Annotated in this window: 15 protein-coding genes; 3 read left to right on the top strand and 12 right to left on the bottom strand. The window is 55.0% G+C overall.

Annotation, left to right across the window (positions count from 1 at the left end; all coding sequences use genetic code 11):
- Position 1: 1 nt before the first annotated feature.
- From KP806_RS13255 to KP806_RS13235, 5 genes are all read right to left on the bottom strand, one after another.
- Positions 2-754: an amino acid ABC transporter ATP-binding protein gene (locus KP806_RS13255; protein WP_224724168.1), complete on the bottom strand. Its 753-nt coding sequence runs from the start codon at positions 752-754 to the stop codon at positions 2-4.
- Positions 751-1,464, bottom strand: a complete 714-nt coding sequence (locus KP806_RS13250) for an amino acid ABC transporter permease (RefSeq protein ID WP_224724167.1) — start codon at positions 1,462-1,464, stop codon at positions 751-753. Before KP806_RS13250 ends, KP806_RS13255 begins: the two co-directional genes overlap by 4 nt.
- Complete coding sequence (locus KP806_RS13245; protein ID WP_224724166.1) at positions 1,454-2,242, bottom strand: amino acid ABC transporter permease; 789 nt, start codon at positions 2,240-2,242, stop codon at positions 1,454-1,456. The genes KP806_RS13250 and KP806_RS13245 overlap by 11 nt, the downstream gene beginning before the upstream one ends.
- 33 nt (positions 2,243-2,275) lie before the next feature.
- Positions 2,276-3,100 (bottom strand): transporter substrate-binding domain-containing protein, encoded by an 825-nt coding sequence (locus KP806_RS13240; RefSeq protein ID WP_224724165.1) that lies wholly within the window; start codon positions 3,098-3,100, stop codon positions 2,276-2,278.
- A gap of 157 nt (positions 3,101-3,257) precedes the next feature.
- The gene (locus KP806_RS13235; RefSeq protein WP_224724164.1) at positions 3,258-4,166 is read right to left on the bottom strand and encodes a LysR family transcriptional regulator; all 909 of its coding nucleotides are present in this window, start codon (positions 4,164-4,166) and stop codon (positions 3,258-3,260) included.
- 167 nt (positions 4,167-4,333) lie between these two features.
- Between KP806_RS13235 and KP806_RS13230 the strand changes: the two genes are divergently transcribed.
- A complete protein-coding gene (locus KP806_RS13230) occupies positions 4,334-5,407 on the top strand; it encodes an LLM class flavin-dependent oxidoreductase (RefSeq protein ID WP_224724163.1) in 1,074 nt (357 codons plus the stop codon).
- A 144-nt stretch (positions 5,408-5,551) separates the two neighbouring features.
- Here the strand turns inward: KP806_RS13230 and KP806_RS13225 are convergent, their stop codons facing one another.
- The 7 genes from KP806_RS13225 to KP806_RS13195 all read right to left on the bottom strand — a co-directional run bounded on the left by KP806_RS13225 (position 5,552) and on the right by KP806_RS13195 (position 15,352).
- Entirely contained in the window at positions 5,552-5,839 is a 288-nt protein-coding gene (locus KP806_RS13225) for a HesB/YadR/YfhF family protein (protein ID WP_224724162.1), read from the bottom strand.
- A gap of 105 nt (positions 5,840-5,944) precedes the next feature.
- Entirely contained in the window at positions 5,945-7,093 is a 1,149-nt protein-coding gene (gene dgoD, locus KP806_RS13220) for a galactonate dehydratase (RefSeq protein ID WP_224724161.1), read from the bottom strand.
- 547 nt (positions 7,094-7,640) lie between these two features.
- On the bottom strand, positions 7,641-9,983 hold the full coding sequence (locus KP806_RS13215) for a GH32 C-terminal domain-containing protein (RefSeq protein WP_224724160.1): 2,343 nt from the start codon (positions 9,981-9,983) through the stop codon (positions 7,641-7,643).
- A gap of 24 nt (positions 9,984-10,007) precedes the next feature.
- Positions 10,008-11,513, bottom strand: a complete 1,506-nt coding sequence (locus KP806_RS13210; RefSeq protein ID WP_224724159.1) for a glycoside hydrolase family 32 protein — start codon at positions 11,511-11,513, stop codon at positions 10,008-10,010.
- Positions 11,514-11,838: 325 nt separating this feature from the next.
- Positions 11,839-13,476: an ABC transporter substrate-binding protein gene (locus KP806_RS13205; RefSeq protein WP_224724158.1), complete on the bottom strand. Its 1,638-nt coding sequence runs from the start codon at positions 13,474-13,476 to the stop codon at positions 11,839-11,841.
- A gap of 111 nt (positions 13,477-13,587) precedes the next feature.
- Positions 13,588-14,484 carry a carbohydrate ABC transporter permease gene (locus KP806_RS13200; protein WP_224724157.1) on the bottom strand — a complete coding sequence of 299 codons (897 nt, stop codon included), beginning with the start codon at positions 14,482-14,484 and terminating at the stop codon, positions 13,588-13,590.
- 13 nt (positions 14,485-14,497) lie between these two features.
- On the bottom strand, positions 14,498-15,352 hold the full coding sequence (locus tag KP806_RS13195) for an ABC transporter permease (RefSeq protein ID WP_397376400.1): 855 nt from the start codon (positions 15,350-15,352) through the stop codon (positions 14,498-14,500).
- Between the two features lie 419 nt (positions 15,353-15,771).
- Between KP806_RS13195 and mgrA the strand changes: the two genes are divergently transcribed.
- Positions 15,772-16,779, top strand: a complete 1,008-nt coding sequence (gene mgrA / locus KP806_RS13190) for an L-glyceraldehyde 3-phosphate reductase (RefSeq protein WP_224724155.1) — start codon at positions 15,772-15,774, stop codon at positions 16,777-16,779.
- Positions 16,780-17,290: 511 nt separating this feature from the next.
- A complete protein-coding gene (locus tag KP806_RS13185; protein WP_224724154.1) occupies positions 17,291-18,112 on the top strand; it encodes an AraC family transcriptional regulator in 822 nt (273 codons plus the stop codon).
- Positions 18,113-18,138 lie beyond the last annotated feature (26 nt).

Here is an 18,138-nt window from a genome sequence, read left to right as displayed (position 1 = left end):
GTTAAATCGAATAGACGCTCTCCGGCGTTATCCGTTTCAAAAACTGCTTCGTCCGTTCTTCCTTCGGAGAAGTGAATATTTCGTTCGGCCTGCCTTCCTCGACGATAACCCCGCCGTCCATGAATACGACATGATTCGCAACGTCCTGGGCGAAGCCCATCTCATGCGTCACGATAATCATCGTGATGCCTTCCTTCGCGATTTTGCGGATGACGGCGAGCACTTCGCCGACCAGCTCCGGATCGAGCGCGGAGGTCGGCTCGTCGAACAAAATCACCTCCGGATTAAGCGCCAGCGCACGGGCTATTCCGACTCTTTGCTGCTGGCCGCCGGAAAGCTCGCTCGGGTAGGCATGCAGCTTGTTGCCTAGCCCGACCTTCTCCAGAAGCTCAATGCTTCTTGCCCGCGCCTCTTCCTTCGGCTGCTTTTTCACGACCACAAGGCCTTCCATCACGTTCTCCAGCGCCGTTTTGTGACGGAACAGATGATACTGCTGGAACACCATCGCCGATTTTTGGCGCAGCGCGTGAATGTCTTTTTTGCTATGGCGCTTGCAATCGACGGTCAGATCGCCGATGGAAATTTGGCCGTCGCCCGGCTTCTCCAAATAATTGATGCAGCGCAGCAGCGTCGTTTTGCCCGAGCCGCTGGGACCGAGAATCGCGACGACCTGGCCTTTGTTCACGGTCAAATCGATTCCCTTCAGCACCTCGGTACGTCCGAAGCTTTTGCGGATTTGCTTCAGCTTGATCATGATGATACACCGCCCCGGTTATAGAGATTAAAGCGCTTCTCCGCCAAGGCGGTCAGCCGCTCGATAATAAACGTCAAACCCCAGAAAATGACGGCAGCCGCCAAATAAGCCTCAAAAAACTTCCAGTTCGTGGTCGCAACGATTTGCGCCTTCGCGTTAATCTCGACGACCGATACGGTAAAAGCAAGGGTAGAGCCGTGCAGCATGCCGATGACCATGTTAGACAGATTAGGCAGGCTTGCCGCAAAGGCTTGCGGCAGGATAATCCGGCGCATCGCCTGCGGCGTCGACATGCCGATCGAATACGCGGCTTCCAGCTGCCCCCGGTTAACGGCCAGCAGGCCCGAACGAACCACCTCGGACATATACGCCCCTGCCGTAATGGAGAAGGCAATATAGGCGAAGCCGATCATCGGAATCGACACGGAACGGAAAGGAAGTCCGAGCCCTTCGGCTATGGCGTCGACCAGCATCGGAAGCCCGAAATAAATGAGCAGCAGATGCGTCAGCATCGGCGTGCCGCGGATAAAGGTCACATACGCGGCTGCGGCGCGGTGAAGCACCGGCACCTTGTAAAGCCGGATAACGGCAACCGCCGTACCGATCAGCAGGCCGCTAAAGACGGACACGCCGGTCATGGCCAAGGCTGTCGGAACCGCAGTCAGCAGCTGCAGAAACGCCGTCCATATGAAATGAAAATCAAGCTTCATGCTCCGCTCCCCTTCCTCCGTAGCCCGGCTTTATTCCCGGCCAGCCCAGCCTTCCTTTTTGCTTTAGCGCCGCTTTTTTCTCCGTCACCAGCTGCCTTTCATGCCTTTGCAGCCTGCGCTCCAGCAGGAGAAACAGCTTCTCCAGGCCGTAGCTGATAATGAAATAAATGATGGCCAGCGAAATGTAGGTTTCGACGAAATGCCTGGACATGACCGCCAGCGTCTGCGATTTGCCCGTCAGCTCCATAATGCCTAGCGAGAAGGCCAGCGACGTATCCTTCAGGTTCGCGATGACCAGATTGGCAAATACCGGAACGGAGATCGCCATAGCCTGGGGCAATACGATGCGGGTAAAGGCCTGAAAGCCCGTCATACCGACCGCGTAAGCCGCTTCCACCTGCCCCCGGTCCACTGCGCCGACCGCCGCGCGGATCATCTCGGCCAAATAAGCGCCGCTATGCAGGGCATAGGTCAAAATAACGAAATAAAGCGCAGGCACCTTCGAGACGTCCAGACTGACCGCCTTCAAAATTTCGGGCAATCCGTAATAGAACAAAAATAACTGAATCAAGATCGGCGTTCCCCGGAAAAAAGACAAATAAATTTGCGACAGACGTTTTAATACCGGTATGTTATAAAGCTGCGGGAGGGCGACGATAAATCCGACGCCCAGCCCGATTACGATCGAACCCGCCACGATGAGGAGAGTGATTTTCAAGGTGGGCAGCAGCTTTATGAAATACTCGAGCACGTAGCTGATATCGAAGGACTCTCCCATGCGGCGGCTTCCCCTTTCTCTGTTTCGCTGCGTTTATTCTTCGGATGTAAAATCATCGCCGAGCCACTCGGAGCTGAGCTTCGCCAGCGTTCCGTCCGCCTTCAGCTCCTTGATCGCCTCGTCGACGCGGTCGGCAAGCTCCTGCTGCTCCGGATCGTTCTTGCGGAACATGAACAGAATGTCCGCTTCGCTGAGCGAAGGTCCCGTCGTCTTCAGCTCCTTCTTCGGATCGATCAGGGAGAGCGTAAAGTCGGCTGCCAGGAAAGCCTCCACGCGTCCGGAGGTTACCTGCTGAACGGAGTCGTTCGCCCCGCCGTTCTGGTAGACGATCTCAATGGCATTGCCGTTTTCTTTGTTATAGTTTTCCAGGATCGTTGACTGGGCGCTTGTTGCCGTCGTCAGCACCTTCTTGCCCTTCAAATCGTCAAGCGACTGTACGGCATTATTGTCCTTGGCCACAACGATCTTGTTTCTCCAGTGGGCGTATGGCTCTTTGTTAAACAGATATTTCTCTTCGCGCTCCGGATTTTTTTCCATTTCGTGAGCGACCAGATCGATCTTCTTTGTCTCCAGGCTGAGCAGCAGGTTCGTAAATTCAAGCGTCTGAATATCGAATTCATAGTCCTCCAGGCGGTTGTCGATTTCCCGGATAAGCTCCACATCAAAGCCGGTCAGCTTGCCGTTCTCGTCGATGAAGCATACGTTAGGAAATTGCGTGCCCGTACCGACCACGATTTTTTTCACATTCTGCGAAGGCTCGCCGCCTGCCGTTTCCGACCCGGTATTGTTGTTAGCGCCGCAGCCGGCAAGAGTAAGTGTCAAAGTAAGTGCAGCCGCTGAGATCAACCATTTTTTCATGTTCATTTCCCCCATATCCGTTACATATAAATTTATTCTTATAATTCCTACCCGTTAAGTAAGAATTAGCGATGTGTAAACTTTACCACCTGTCTTCGGGAGGCGTCAATGCTTTTGCTTATAGAGAAATTCTATATATCGATTCAAGAATCCGATTTTAAAAATAATCCGTCGATAAGGGCGGTTTTCTTTCGGCCAGCTCTCTGCCGATTTCCGTGATAGCTTCAAGAAGCCCGGTGTGCTCCCCATGATGCGCAATAAGGTTCGTTTGAAGGGAAATGCCCTCCGTCTCCGGCAGCCGAAGCGGAAACAGCTTTCCTTCCGCAATTTCCTGCGAGACGCACAGCTCCGGCAAAAAAGCGATTCCCGCCTTGCGGATAACGAGTTTCTTGGCCATCTCCGAGTTATCCGTATGCACCTGAATGTTCGGCGGCAGCTCATGGGATTCGAATATGCGATGGATGCGAAGCCAGTCCAGGGAGCCGCATTCAAAAAAAACGAGCGGCTGCCCGGCGACCATTTCAATCGTCAAATTTTCTTTTTCCAGAAAAGGATGCCCTTCATAAACGTACAGACGGATCGGATCCTCGTAAAACTTACCGGATTGCAGGCTTGGATGGTTCACGTTCCGTACGAATCCGATATCCGTTTCCTTAGCCAGCACCTTGCCCATAATATCATCCGTCGTACCTGTTACAATCTTGTAGTGGGTTTCCGGAAATCGGGCTTTCAGCCGGGGCAGCAGGTCCGGAATCATGTAATTGGATACCGAAACGGTACAGCCGATCCGGAGCTCGTTCGGCAGCGATTTTTTCTGGTTAATGTGAAGCTTTCCTTTTTGATAAATAAGCAGCAGCTGCTGCGCATAGGGAAGGAACCGTTTGCCGTCCTCCGTAATATGCACCTGCTTTCCTTGCCGGTCGAACAGCTTGCAATCCAGCTCCTGCTCAAGCGATTTGATTCTGGCCGTCACGGAAGGCTGCGACAAATACAACGCTTCCGCCGCCTTATTGAAGCTTCCGCAATGGATGACGTAAACGAACGCTTCTATATTTTCAATATTCATAGGGACGACCTCCGAATTCATTTATATAAACACACTAAACAAGTAGGAATTGTATGCTTAAAGGTAGCAAACAACGCGATCCCTGTCAACGCTTATGTTTTGCTTACTAAAGTTGATAAACATTAAAATAGTGAGTAAACTGTAACTATTAAAGGGGGAACATCAACATGACCGATTTCGCAACCAGCATGGAAATAGGGATCAGCACATTTTTGGAGACGACGCCGGATCCGGCGACGGGAAAGGTGATCAGTCACGCCGAGCGGCTTCGCCAGGCGGTCGAGGAAATCGTATTGGCCGACCAGGCCGGTCTGGATGTGTATGGTATCGGGGAGCATCACCGCGCCGATTATGCCGGCTCCGCTCCGGCCGTCGTCTTGGCGGCTGCAGCCGCTATGACGAAGCGGATCAGGCTGACGAGCGCCGTCACCGTGCTGTCCTCGGACGATCCGGTTCGCGTCTACCAGTCCTTCTCTACGCTTGACGGCCTCTCTGACGGCCGGGCCGAAATTATGGCCGGGCGGGGTTCGTTCATTGAATCTTTTCCTCTGTTCGGATACAGTCTGGACGATTATGACGAATTGTTCGACGAGAAGCTGGAGCTGCTGCTTGCGATCAGATCCGAGGAGAAAGTGACCTGGCGCGGCGGCCACCGTCCTGCCATCGATAACCTTCCCGTCTATCCGCGAGCCGTCCAAAGCCCGCTGCCGGTATGGATTGCCAGCGGCGGCAATCCGCAGTCGGCCGTACGCGCGGGAATGCTGGGCCTTCCCATTGCTTTCGCCATTATCGGAGGCATGCCAGAAAGCTTTGCGCCGCTGGTCGGCCTATATAAAGAAGCTGCCGCAAAGGCCGGACACGATCCTGCGAAGCTGCAAATCGCGACGCATTCGCATGGCTTCGTCGCAGATACGACCGAGCAGGCCGCAGATTCCTTTTTCCTGCCGACCCAGGCCCAAATGAACGTCATCGGACGCGAACGCGGATGGAGGCAGTATTACGACCGTCCGGCCTACGATGCCGCCCGCAGTCTTCGCGGCGCCCTCTACGTCGGCGATCCCGAATTTGTCGCGGAGAAAATATTGCTGCTGCGCAAAAATCTGGGCGTGACCCGCTTCTTCCTGCATGTCAACGTCGGCACGATGCCGCACCGCGAGGTGCTGCGCGCCATCGAGCTGCTCGGCACCCGGGTAGCGCCGATCGTACGCAAGGAGCTCGCCAAAAACGCGGCTGGCGAATAACGGCCGTTCCGTAAACGGCATGGACCTCAGCGGTCTGCCCTCAGTGCAGCAGACGTACGCTCCGGCTCCCGCAACGCAAATAGGCTGCCCGATCGTCTTTGCAGACGAATCGGACAGCCTTTTTTTATGAAGAAGGATAGCCTTCTACCAGACTGACATGTTGATCTCTTCGTACCTCTCGTCGAACGAGATCGTCAGCGTCCTGTTGTCCAGGTACCACAAATTATCTTCTTCTATATAAAATGTGACGCCGTCTACCGTATCGCTCAGCCCGATGGTTCTCGGAACATCCTTGTTCACACCGAGCGAGAGTCCCGGATGCACGCTGCCGCATCCGCCAAGCCGCACATAAATCCGAACAGCATCCCCGTCTGCAAGCCCCATCTCCGTCTTATACCAGCGCGCTGCCGGCTGCTCCACCACTAATTTCATCGCTGTCAGCTCCCCGCCCGTTGATAAAGTCGCTTACATCTCCATCATCGCCAATATAACGGAAGCTGTCAACCATGTACGGCCGGGCGGACAAGCCAAAATTTTTTACCACTCGGCTATGCTGCCGTCCTTATGCCTCCAGACCGGATTTCGCCAATTATGGCCGATGCTCGCCATATTCCGGACATGCTCTTCGTTGATTTCAATGCCCAGACCCGGGCCGTCAGGAATTTTCACATAGCCGTCCTCGTATTGGAACACCCGGTTATCTACAATATAGTCGAGCAAATCGTTGCCTTGGTTGTAGTGAATGCCGAGGCTCTGCTCCTGGATAAAAGCGTTATGGCATGTCGCGTCAACCTGCAGGCATGATGCCAGGGCGATCGGCCCGAGCGGACAGTGCGGAGCGGCCGCCACATCGAACGCTTCGGCCATCGAAATGATTTTTTTGCATTCCGTAATGCCGCCGGCATGAGACAGGTCGGGCTGAATAATATCGACGTAACCGTCGATTAGCAGCTTTTTGAAATCCCATTTGGAAAACATTCTTTCCCCGGTCGCGATCGGGATCGAGGTATGGTTCGCGATTTCGCGGAGCGCCTCGTTATTTTCGGGCAGAACGGGCTCTTCGATGAACATCGGCCGGTAGGCTTCGAGCTCTTTGGCCAAAATTTTGGCCATCGGCTTATGTACTCTTCCGTGAAAATCAATGCCTATGCCCACATGCGGGCCGACAGCGTCGCGGACAGCCGCAATCCGCGCCAGCGCCTGATCGATTTTGTCGTACGAATCCACATATTGAAGCTCCTCCGTCCCGTTCATCTTGACGGCCGTAAAGCCTCTCGCAACCGCTTCCTTCGCCGCTTCCCCGACCTCTGCCGGACGGTCGCCGCCGATCCAGGAGTAAACCTTGATCGACTCTCTCGCTTTGCCTCCGAGAAGCTGATGCACGGGCGCATTGTAAAACTTGCCTTTAATATCCCAAAGCGCCTGATCGATTCCCGAAATCGCGCTCATGAGGACCGGTCCCCCGCGGTAGAAGCCCGCTCTATACATGACGTTCCAGTGGTCTTCAATCTGCAGCGGATCTTTGCCGATCAAATATTCCATCAGCTCGTCCACAGCCGTCCTGACCGTCGCCGCCCTTCCTTCGACGACCGGCTCGCCCCAGCCGCAAATGCCTTCGTCCGTTTCGATTTTGAGGAACAGCCAGCGCGGCGGCACCAGAAATAACTCGTAGCTTGCGATTTTCATTGCAGAAACTCCTTTGCCCGTGGATTTCATTTCTGTTTGCGCTTACATTTGTTGTGGAAAGATCGTTTACTGGACGCAGCTGCACCAGCCTGCATTCAGCTCTATTCTAGTACAGAGCTTGGATGTTGTCATCCGCCTTTTGGGCAGCGAAAGACTCCCGAGCTCCACGCTCCCCCTCGGCTTGCGGGCTGCGAAAGACATCCGACTTCTACTTCTTCCTCGGCTTGTAGGCAGCGGAGGACCTCGGCTTGGCAACGGACATGATCGCCGCTTAGACTAGCTAATCAGCAAGTGTCGGCGGCTAACGGACAGGGGAAGCGGTTAGGGCGGATGAGAGGGTTGGTTTCTTTAGAAACATGGCTTTAAAGCGCTATAATGACCGTTAAAATGTGGCACTCGTACAATATGGGATCTTGGCTTCATTTTTGTCCATTAGAAAAATAATTAATAAAAACGGGGCTGTTTCCTCAGTCACATCATGCATGACTTTTAGAAACAGCCCCGTAAATAAGGAATCAACACAATAGGCTTCAATGCTCCAGCCCGGTTATACGTATATCGAATTCATCGTCCAAATATCCAGCGACCGGATCTTTGCGGCGCCGCGACCTTCCAGCCGCAGGCCAAGCGAATCCGTACGCTCGGGATATACTCTGGTCGTCAGGCTTTTCAGCCCGTTTGCATACGCCTCGACCATCGAGCGGTCCAAATAGATGTGCAGCCTGAGCGCCTCTCCCGCCAGATCAAGCCTGCCGGACTGTACGCCGCGCGAACGCTCTTCCTTGGATAGGGTCGTTTTTTCCCGGTTCACGCCTAGCTCCGCGCTTCTCCGGTCGTAGTAGATCAGCGTTTCTTCGTCGCGCTCCGGCGACTGCCTGACCCATACGCCAAGACGCTGCGGCTGCGGTTGAGGAAGCTCATCATGCTCATCATGCTCATCATGCTCATCCTGTTCATCCAACTCCTCCGGCTCTTCCGCTTCGAATTCGACCCGGATTTCCAGCATATCCCCCCGGACGTCTGCGAGCGTCCGGTTCGCTTCCTCGACCGTTGTGTCCCGAAGCGAGCAGAGCCGCTCGCCCCTCAGCGACTCCAGCTCCGCGATCGGCTCCACTCCGAGCCGGCCGTCGGGCCTCAGGAATACGCTGACAGGCAGCCCCGCATTATGAGCCCAGCCCGAATCGTATTCCAGCTGCGGAGTCCGCTCGCCCTGCGCGATCGTGAAGACGATATTGCGCCCGGTTCTCGGATCGACCATCCCGCTCGGCCCCGTAAAATGAAAGTCACCGACGTCAATGAGCTGAGGCTCCTCATGATCGGGCACGAACCGGACCTGCCCGCGGTCAAACTCCCCGATCCAGTAGAACACTTCCACATCGGCGCCCGGGCCGAGCGGGCTGATCAGGAATACATGCTTCTCGCGGCCCAAAGCATCCTTGCCGAGCGGCAGCAGCACGGGCAGCTCCCACATGTTGCCGAGATAAGGAAAGCGGGACGCATCGCTTACGTAGAACGGCCCGTGATACGTCCAGTCGGTCATGTTGGCCGACGTATACGCCAGTACCGTGCCTCCCTGCCCGTCCGTGCCGGAGCCGATCAGCAAATACCACAGTCCGTCTTCCTTCCATACGAACGGATCGCGGAAGTCTCCGAACAGGCCCTGCCCCTTCTCCTGGACGATCAGAGGCGCCTTGTGCTTCTCCCAAACCGTCAGCTCGCTGTCCCCGTCCTCCCGGAACCGGCTGCGGGCAAGGGCTACGCGTTGGTTCGGCGAAGCGCTGTCATCCCCGGCCGTGAAAAACAGCGCAGGTACGCCATGTTCATCGTAAGCGGCGCTGCCCGACCATACGCCGTCCGGATCGACGGCTCCCTTCTCCGGCGCCAGCGCAATCGGCAAATCCCGCCAATGCACCAAATCCTCGCTCACCCAGTGCCCCCAATGAATTTGCGCCCAGTAAGGGCCCTGCGGGTTATGCTGGTAGAACAAATGATATTTCCCTTCAAAATAAATCGGAGCATGCGGCTCGTTCATCCAATGAACGGGCGGGCTGGCATGGTACTGCGGCCGGTGGCGGTCCTGCAGGAGCGGCCTCCGGTCCAGCCGGATGTCGGCGAACGGAATTTCCGGCGCGCTGCCGCCATGAGGGAGCAGCGCCTCCTTATAGGCGGAAGCAATCTCGACGACGGTCAGCGCGCGGCTGTAAATGCGCACATCGTCCATTAAACCGTCGAACATATTATGACGGAATGCCTCGGCCAGCACCGCCGCCTGATTGTTTTTCCCGATGAGCAAATCCGCGCTGTCGCTCGGGCTCATCGCGGTACCGGCGGGCATCGCGCGCTCGGCCACCTGCTCGCCGTTCAAATAAAGCTTCATCGCGGCTTCTTCCCTGCTGAAGGTAGCGGCGACATGGGACCATTTCCCTTTCTCCAGCGGACGGTCGCGGCACCACAGCTCGTACCAGCGTCCGCTTGCGCCGAGCTGCAGCGACCAGGAACCGTGCCTGAACATGCCGAGCACAAAACCTTCCGCCGCCTCCCGGTCATGCCGGTTCACGATTGCGGACAGCCGGCCCTCCGCTCCCCACTCATAAGAGCGCGGAGCGACCCAAGCGGAAATCGTAAACGCATCGTCCAGCTTCGGCGCCTCGGCGGCCTTCCTCGTAATCCAGGTCGAATAGCCGTCGAACAGCAGAGCTCCGCCGCAAACGCCGGGACGCCACTGCGGCTCCGCCTTCCCGGTGAATCTGCCCTGAAGCAGCGCATAGGACACGTCGTCGGCCAATCCGCCGGCCGTATCAAACGCCGCCGCCCCGCTCCCCTCGTCCAGCGGCCAGTGGGCGGCAAGGCCGCCCCCGCCGTCCGTCCGGTTCCACATCCTGTTATCCATCGATATCCGTCCTCCCGCGCTCGGTCATTGTGATCGGCCAACCGCTTCAGCGGCATTCGGCGCATAGATCGATCTTAGCGGATACAGGCGCAGCGACCGAAGCAGCGCCTCGCCTCCTGCCGCATACAGCTCGATGCCGTCCCAGCTTTCATGCGGGAACAGCTGGTCGGTCATCACGACGCCGCCTTCGTCCGCAAACACTTCCACAGAAGAGCGGTCCAGCCACAGCTGCAGCTTGATCCGTCCGTCCTTTGCCGGCAGCTGCGCGGCATGCCTGCAGCCGAATTCGGCTTGGAAATCGATAATGCCCGAATCCGAGCGGTCGATGAACAGCTCCCCGGCAGCTGTGTCGTAGCCGATCACCGTCTCCTTGCCGCCGGCCAGCAGCTTGATACCGAATTCGGACGCCGTGCCTGGCTCGAAATCCGCTTCTAGCTCCAGCAAGCCGCTTCCTGCCCCGCATAACAGACTGGCTTCCGGACCGATGCGCTCATTTTGCCATTCGCTGCCCGCCAGGCGAAGCTGACTCAAGCTCTCAACCGGCTTCTGCACGAGCCGGACGCCCTCCGGCGCCTGTCTCAGCGTCAGCTTGCGCGCCAGCGTCATCGCTCCCCGCCAGCCGGACGTCGGAATCAGATTGGCGTACTTCCAGTTGTTCATCCAGCCGATGAACAGCCGCTCCGATTCCAGGCCGGGAGCGTCGGACCACGACACGCCCGCATAGTTATCGCGGCCATGATCAAGCCACAGCACGGTGTCCGCCGGATTGTCGTTCGTGAACGCAAAACCGTCGAATTCGCCGGTAAAATATTGCGTTCTCGAGCCTTCCGGGCAAGCAGGATCGTCGCCGATGCTCACGATCATGACCCATTTCGAAGCGCCTTCTCCGCCTTCCACAGGCAGCTCGAACAGGTCCGGGCATTCCCATACTCCGTCATGCGAGCCGTCCTGCGCGCCGAATTCGCTCGCGAATGTCCATGCCTTCAGATCGGGCGAGCGATAAAGGAACAGCCGGTCGCCCGCCGCCAGCACCATGATCCACTGCTCCGACTCCCGGTGCCAGAACACCTTCGGATCGCGGAAATCCGCGAACCGCTCGTCGGCAAGCACGGGATTGCCCTCGTACGGAATCCAGGTGCGCCCGTTGTCCTTGCTGTAGGCGATGCTCTGCCGCTGCTTGGACAAGTCCGAGCCCGGTATCGTCTCCGTCTGCGTGTAGATCGCGACAAGCCCTGCTTTTCCGTCGAAAAAGCCGCTCGTATCGTTCCAGTCGACAACCGCACTGCCCGAGAAAATCGTCCCGTTATGATCGGGATACAGGGCGATCGGGAAATGCTCCCAGTGCACCAGATCCGTGCTGACCGCATGGCCCCAATGCATCGGCCCCCATACGCTGCTGTCCGGATGATGCTGGTAGAACAAATGGTATTCCCCGTCGTAGTACACCATGCCGTTCGGGTCGTTCAGCCAATTGGAGGCCGGCGTAAAATGAAACTGCGGTCGCAGCGGTTGGTCAAAATGATGCTTCATCGGTTTCTCTCTCCTCTTTATCCAAACCTTTAGCGGTTATTTCAAGTTCATATCAAAGGTGAAGCTTTGAGCCGGGCGAGGCCGTCAAATGACGGCTTCATCCGACCCGGCATATTCTCCTCCAGGATGCACTTTATACATCGGAAGGTGAAGTCTTAAAGGCTGCAACGGGCTCTGCTGCAGGTTGTGCATCAGAATCGGCCGATATATGCCTGTGGAGCTTGTAATGTGCACGATCTGCTGCATAAACTGCAGTAGAAACCCCTTAAGCAAACCCGATGTCAGGTTTTAGCAGCATTTTCTGCAGTGGATGCGGAACTTACTTTTATTTCTGCGCCGCGTTGTAACGGTCAAGAGCGGTTTGATACAGCTCCATCAGCTTGCCGAGTCCCATATCCTCTACCGTCTTCACGTAGCTGTCCCAAGCCTTGTCGTCCACGCCGTCAACGATGAATTTCGCGCGCTGCGTATTCACGTATTTGATCAGCTCCGGCTCGATTTGATTGATCGTATCCAGTTCTTCCGGCTCGAAGAAAATCGTCGGATAGTTTTCTTTTTCCATGAACGGCTCGTAGTACTGCTCCAAATCCTTCTTCCGCTGCTGGGCGCGCGGCTCCATGTCGACGATCGTTTTGAAATGCTCGGCCGTAATGACTCCGGCGCCGTTCGGAGCGACCTTCTGGCGGAATTCGCCCATCGATACGCCTTCCTCAAGCGGCAGGTTCACGAGCTTGCCGTTCGCGTCTTTTTCATAAATAATGCCGATCGGGCCCCAGTGGATTTGCGCCGCCATGTACGGCTCATACTGCTGGTCGATCCAGCGCATCGTCACTTCCGGATTTTCGTTGTCCTTCGTAATGACGAAGGCGTTTCTGCCCGGGCCGCCGCCGTTGCCTCTGCCGATCGTTTTCTTGCCCGTCGGGCCGGTCAGCGGAGGAACAAGCGCATAGTTGGCGGCTTGAGCCGTACCGACGACCTCCTCGATTTCCCACCAGACGTAGGAGCCGAGCGTCGGATCCGGCGTTTTGCCTTTTGCCAGATATTGAGGCGCGTCCTGCGTAAACGATTCCGGATCGATCAGTCCTTGCTTATACCATTTCTCGTTAAAATATTTCAGCGCTTCCTTATACTCCGGCTGCGTAGCCGTAAAGATCACCTTGCCGTCGCGGACGATCCGGTGCTCCAGATTGTCCGGCAGGCCGAAGGCGCCGAACAGGCCGGCAATATCCATGCACCACTGCATATGCATGAAGCTGAGCGGAATTTCGTCGGCTTTGCCGTTGCCGTTCGGATCCTTCGTTTTGAACGCAACAAGCGCTTCGGTGTATTCATCCAGCGTTTCCGGGAATTTCAGGCCCAGCTTGTCGAGCCACTGCTTGTTGATGACGTGGAAGAACGGGTTCGTGCCGAGTTCATTCTCCTCCCAGGTCGGCAGACCGTAAATATGGCCGTCCGGAGCGGTAATCGCCGCCTTGATGTCCGGTCTTTCCTCGAGCAGCTTCTTCAGGTTCGGAGCGTACTGACCAATCAGCTCCTCCAGCGGAATAATCGTGCCGTCTTTGCCGTAAGTAATCAATTCATAATCGGAAAATTGCGATGCGTAAAAAGCGTCCGGCAAATCGCCGCTAGCCAGCAGCAGGTTTTTCTTCTCGGCGTAATCCGTATCCGGGATGTTGTTCCATTCGATATGAACGTTCGTATCGGCCTCCAGGCGCTTGAAGATTTCCATCTCGTTATACTCGGGAGCAAGCGCGGCTTTCGGAGATACGATCGATAGAGTCAGCTTCTCGTCGACGATCGGCAAACCTTCCTTGTTGAAGCCTGCTTCCTCGGCCGGCGCGTTCGTTCCGCCGTTAGTGCCGCCATTGTTACCGCCTTCGTTGCCGCCTCCGCCGGAGCAGGCGGAGATCATCATGCTCGCCGTCAGCAGAACGCTGACTGCAATAGACCCTGACTTTTTCATGTGTAGTGATCCTCCCTTAATGGTTCTATATGTTTATCTATCATCATCCGGGTCCGGTCCGCGGTTGTCCGAAGCCCGGCGATAATCAAGCGGGTACGGCTTAAGCCGGCATTAACCTTTAATGGAGCCGATCATAACCCCTTTGACGAAATAACGCTGCAGGAACGGATACAGGACAAGCAGCGGCAGGCTTGCGATAATAATGACGCCGTATTTGATCAGCTCCGTTACCCGAAGCTTGGCGGCATACGACTCGACGTCGATCATCATGCTGGAGTTCACCTGGTTCTGGACCAGAATGTTCCTGAGGACGAGCTGGAGCGGAAACTTCGATTCCTCGTTCAAATAAATCATGGCGTCGAAAAAACCGTTCCAGAAGCCTACGACGTGATAGAGCACCATAACCGCGATAATCGGTTTGGACAGCGGCAGCACCATGCCGAGGAAAAACCTCGTGTTCGTGCAGCCGTCGATAAAGGCGGCTTCCCGCATTTCGTCGGGAATCGTGCTTTGGAAGAAGGTTCGCACGATAATAATATTGAACACGCCGGCTGCGCCGGGAACGACAAGTGCCCAAATCGTATTGATCATGTTCAGATCCTTGATCAGCAGGTAGGTCGGAATCAGGCCGCCGCCGAAAAACATGGTGAACATGAAGAACCACATGAAAGCGCCTTGCCCGACAAAATCCTTGCGCGACAGCGGGTAAGCGGCCATCAGGGTGATGGTGACGCTGATCGCCGTGCCGGCGATGGCGTAAACCAGCGAGTTGCCGTAGCCGACCCAGATGGAGGAATCGGCGAAGATCCGCTCGTAGCCGTCCAGAGTCAAGCCCTTCGGCAGCAGCCAGATTTCTCCGGAATAAATCAGATTCGGATCGCTGAAAGATGCAATAAGTACAAAATAAAGCGGATACAAAATCAGCAGCATGCCGGCGGTCAGCAGCGTATAGTTGATGATGTCGAACGCGACATCGCCTTTCGTTTTGCGTGCAAGCAGCGAGTTCATCGCCCTCTCCCCCTTACCACAAGCTCGTTTCCGTCAGCTTTTTAGCTGCCCGGTTTACCGTTACTAGAAGCACTACGTTAATGATGGCATTAAATAAGCCGATTGCGGCGGAGAAGCTGTACTGCGCCTTCTGGATCCCGAGCTCGTACACGTAAGTCGGAATAATGTTCGATGCCGCATAATTGAGGTCGCTCTGCATCAGGTACGCCTTCTCGAAGCCGACGCTCATGATGTTGCCCAGCGCCAGAACCATCAGGATGATGATCGTCGGCATAATGCTCGGCACATCCACATGCTTGACCCGCTTCCACTTGCTTGCCCCGTCCATGACGGCTGCCTCGTGAAGCTCGGGATTGACGCCGGCCAGCGCCGCCAGGTAGATGATCGTGGCAAACCCCGTTTCCTGCCATATGCCGGACAGGATGTACAGCGGGCGGAACCAGCCTTCGCTTGCCATGAACAGCACCGGCTCGCCGCCGAAAAAGGTGATGATGTGGTTCACAATTCCGCTGTTCGGGGACAGGAACACACCCAGCATCCCGACGAGGACGACTGTAGAAATAAAATGCGGCGCGTAAATGACCGTCTGCACGAATTTCTTGTATCTCTTCGCCAGCATCTGGTTCAGCATCAGCGCCACGATAATCGGAATCGGGAAGCCGAATACCAGGGAATAGAGGCTGAGCAAAATCGTGTTTTCCATAATCGGCCAAAAATTGTAGGCTTCGAAAAACCGGATAAAATGCTCGAAGCCGACCCATTCGCTTCCCCAGATGCCTTTGCTTGCCCGGAAATCCTTAAAGGCGATCTGCACTCCGTACATCGGGTAATACTTGAACACCAGATAAATGAGCACCGCGGGGAGCATGAACAGATACAGCTCGTAATTTTGCCTGATCTTGACCCAGATTTTACTGCTGCGCACGGCCGTTCCGCCCCCCTTCTCTTGTTGAAGAACCCCCAGGTCTGCTGCCTTCATTTTTCATTCCACCTTCCAATCTCGCGCAATCGTTTACGTGATCCTCAGAAATCGAATGTAAGGTTCATTTTTCTATGTTTATATCTGAGAAAAACGTTTACGTAATCGTTTGTCTTGATTATAAGCGCTTTCACGGAAAACCGTCAAGCTAATTTTTCCCGAATTGATGATTTGCATTTCTGAGTTCGTTCCCTATTTCATTCATCGTGCATAATGCCATATAGATAACGCATCTCTCTATATGAAATATAGACTTTAAACTTCATAATAGTGCATGAGTACATGTCTTTATCTAAGGAGGAAGCAACGTGCCTTACACGGCGAATGAGAATAGATATAAGGAAATGACATATAACCGGTGCGGCAAGAGCGGCGTCAAGCTGCCTACGTTATCGCTAGGGTTATGGCACAACTTCGGAGGCCAGGACCTGTTCGAGAACAGCCGGGCGATCGCCCGCAAAGCTTTTGATCTTGGCATCACCCACTTCGATCTCGCGAATAACTACGGGCCTCCCTACGGATCGGCGGAGGAAACGTTCGGCCAAATTCTGAAAAAAGACTTCGCCCCCTACCGGGACGAGCTGCTTATCTCAACGAAAGCCGGCTACGACATGTGGCCCGGTCCGTACGGGAACTTCGGCTCCAAAAAATATTTGGTATCGAGCCTCGATCAAAGCTTGCGGCGAATGGGACTCGACTACGTGGACATCTATTACCACCACCGCCCGGATCCCGACACTCCTATCGAGGAGACGATGACGGCTCTCGATCAAATCGTCCGTCAAGGCAAAGCGCTATATGTCGGCATCTCGAACTACCGTGAAGCCGAGGCGCGCGAAGCGGCAGCCGTCTTGAAACGGCTGGGAACGCCATGCCTCATCCATCAAGCCAGCTACTCTATTCTGGAGAGATGGATCGAAGACGGCCTTCAGGACGCTATGGCCGAAGAAGGCGTCGGCATCATCGGCTTTGTCCCGCTGGCGCAGGGCGTCCTGACGAACAAGTATTTACAAGGCATCCCCGCCGATTCCAGAGCCGCCGGTCACAGCCGGTTCCTGAACAAGGACAGCATCCCGGAGTCAAAGCTCGCAATCGTGCGACAGCTGAACGAGTTGGCCGCCTCGCGCGGCCAAAGCCTGGCGCAGATGGCGCTCGCCTGGGTACTGCGGGATGGGAAGGTTGCATCCGCGCTGATCGGCGCAAGCAAAACAAGCCAGCTCGAAGAGAACGTAATGGCGCTGAACAACCTCGCCTTCACGGACGAAGAGCTGCGCATGATCGATCAAATCGCCGGCAGCGGCGGCGTTCAACAATAATTCTCCGCGGCACAACCTGGAGCTGTCCCAAAAGAGGCAGCTCGCTGGAGGATAGCTCGCCAAAATCAAAATGGAAATGAACATGAAAATAGCGGTACAGATTTATGTCTGTAGCGCTATTTTCTATTTTTGATCTAATATTTCCTAATGTTTCCTCAACATAATGCCAAAGGCTGTAGTCCGGCGATGTCGTAATCATTTCCTCTTCAAGCGTTATTGGATGGATGCGTTTGGGTAACTGGATTTTATGTGGTTATTTTAGAGAGATCGATTGCAAGAGATGAAATAACTGGATTATCTACAGTTACTCTCTGGCTTTGCGACAATACTCAGGAATTAGAGAAATTTAACTACACGAAATCCAGTTAAAACACCAATATTACCAAAATCGATGAAAATAACTGGAGAAAATCCATTTCGTGCGTATAGTGCTGAAGCGGAGTCGTCCAAAGTCCAAGTCGCTTTTGAGTTAGTCCTGGGATACAATACCGGAAGGAGGGAGATGGACCACATGATCGAATATTTGCCGCAAAGCCTGCATCAATCCGACTTGCATCTCATCCAGTTCGGCATGGAACAATGCGCTCCCAGGCATTCCTTTGGACCCGCCATGAGAGACTATTATAAAATTCATTACATCCTTGAGGGTGAAGGACGGTTCGAGATCGGGGGGAAAACCTACCGGCTGGCAAAAGGCCAAGGCTTTCTGATCAGTCCCGGTACCATTACGCATTATATCGCGGACGATGATTGTCCCTGGAAATATTGCTGGATCGGGTTCGGCGGAATCAAAGCCGCTACTCTTCTTATGCAGGCCGGCTTATCGGTTGAACAACCGATTTTCAGCAGCGGCGACGGCCGTTTTTTTCTGGAAAGCATCGAGGCGATGGCCGGTTCGCGGACGATGGCAAACGGCAGGGAAATCAAGCTGACCGGGCTGCTTTATTTGTGGCTAGCCATGCTTGTCGGGTCGGGCCCTCCCGAGCACCGGGCTCTTAAGGAAAACATGCGGGATAAGTATGTCGCCCAGGTCGTTCATTTTATCGGGCTGAATTATGCGAGCAGAATTACGGTCGGGGCCATTGCCCAAATGATCGGGCTGCAGAGGAGCTACTTGAATTCCTTGTTCCAGGACGTAATGGGCTGCAGCATCCAGCAGTACCTCATCGCATACCGCATAAGAAAAGCAGCGGAGCTGCTCGTCACAACGAAGCTGTCCGTCGGTGACATCGCGCGGTCCGTCGGTTACGAGGATCCCCTGCTCTTCTCCAAAATGTTCCGCAAAAATATGGAGTTGTCTCCGTCCGACTACAGGAGTAACGGGAAGGAGTAGCTTTACTTGATTCCCGGGCAAAAAAT

It is taken from the genome of Paenibacillus vietnamensis, from assembly GCF_020169515.1.
GTDB lineage: Bacteria > Bacillota > Bacilli > Paenibacillales > Paenibacillaceae > Pristimantibacillus > Pristimantibacillus vietnamensis.
This window is presented reverse-complemented; position numbering and strand designations above follow the sequence as displayed.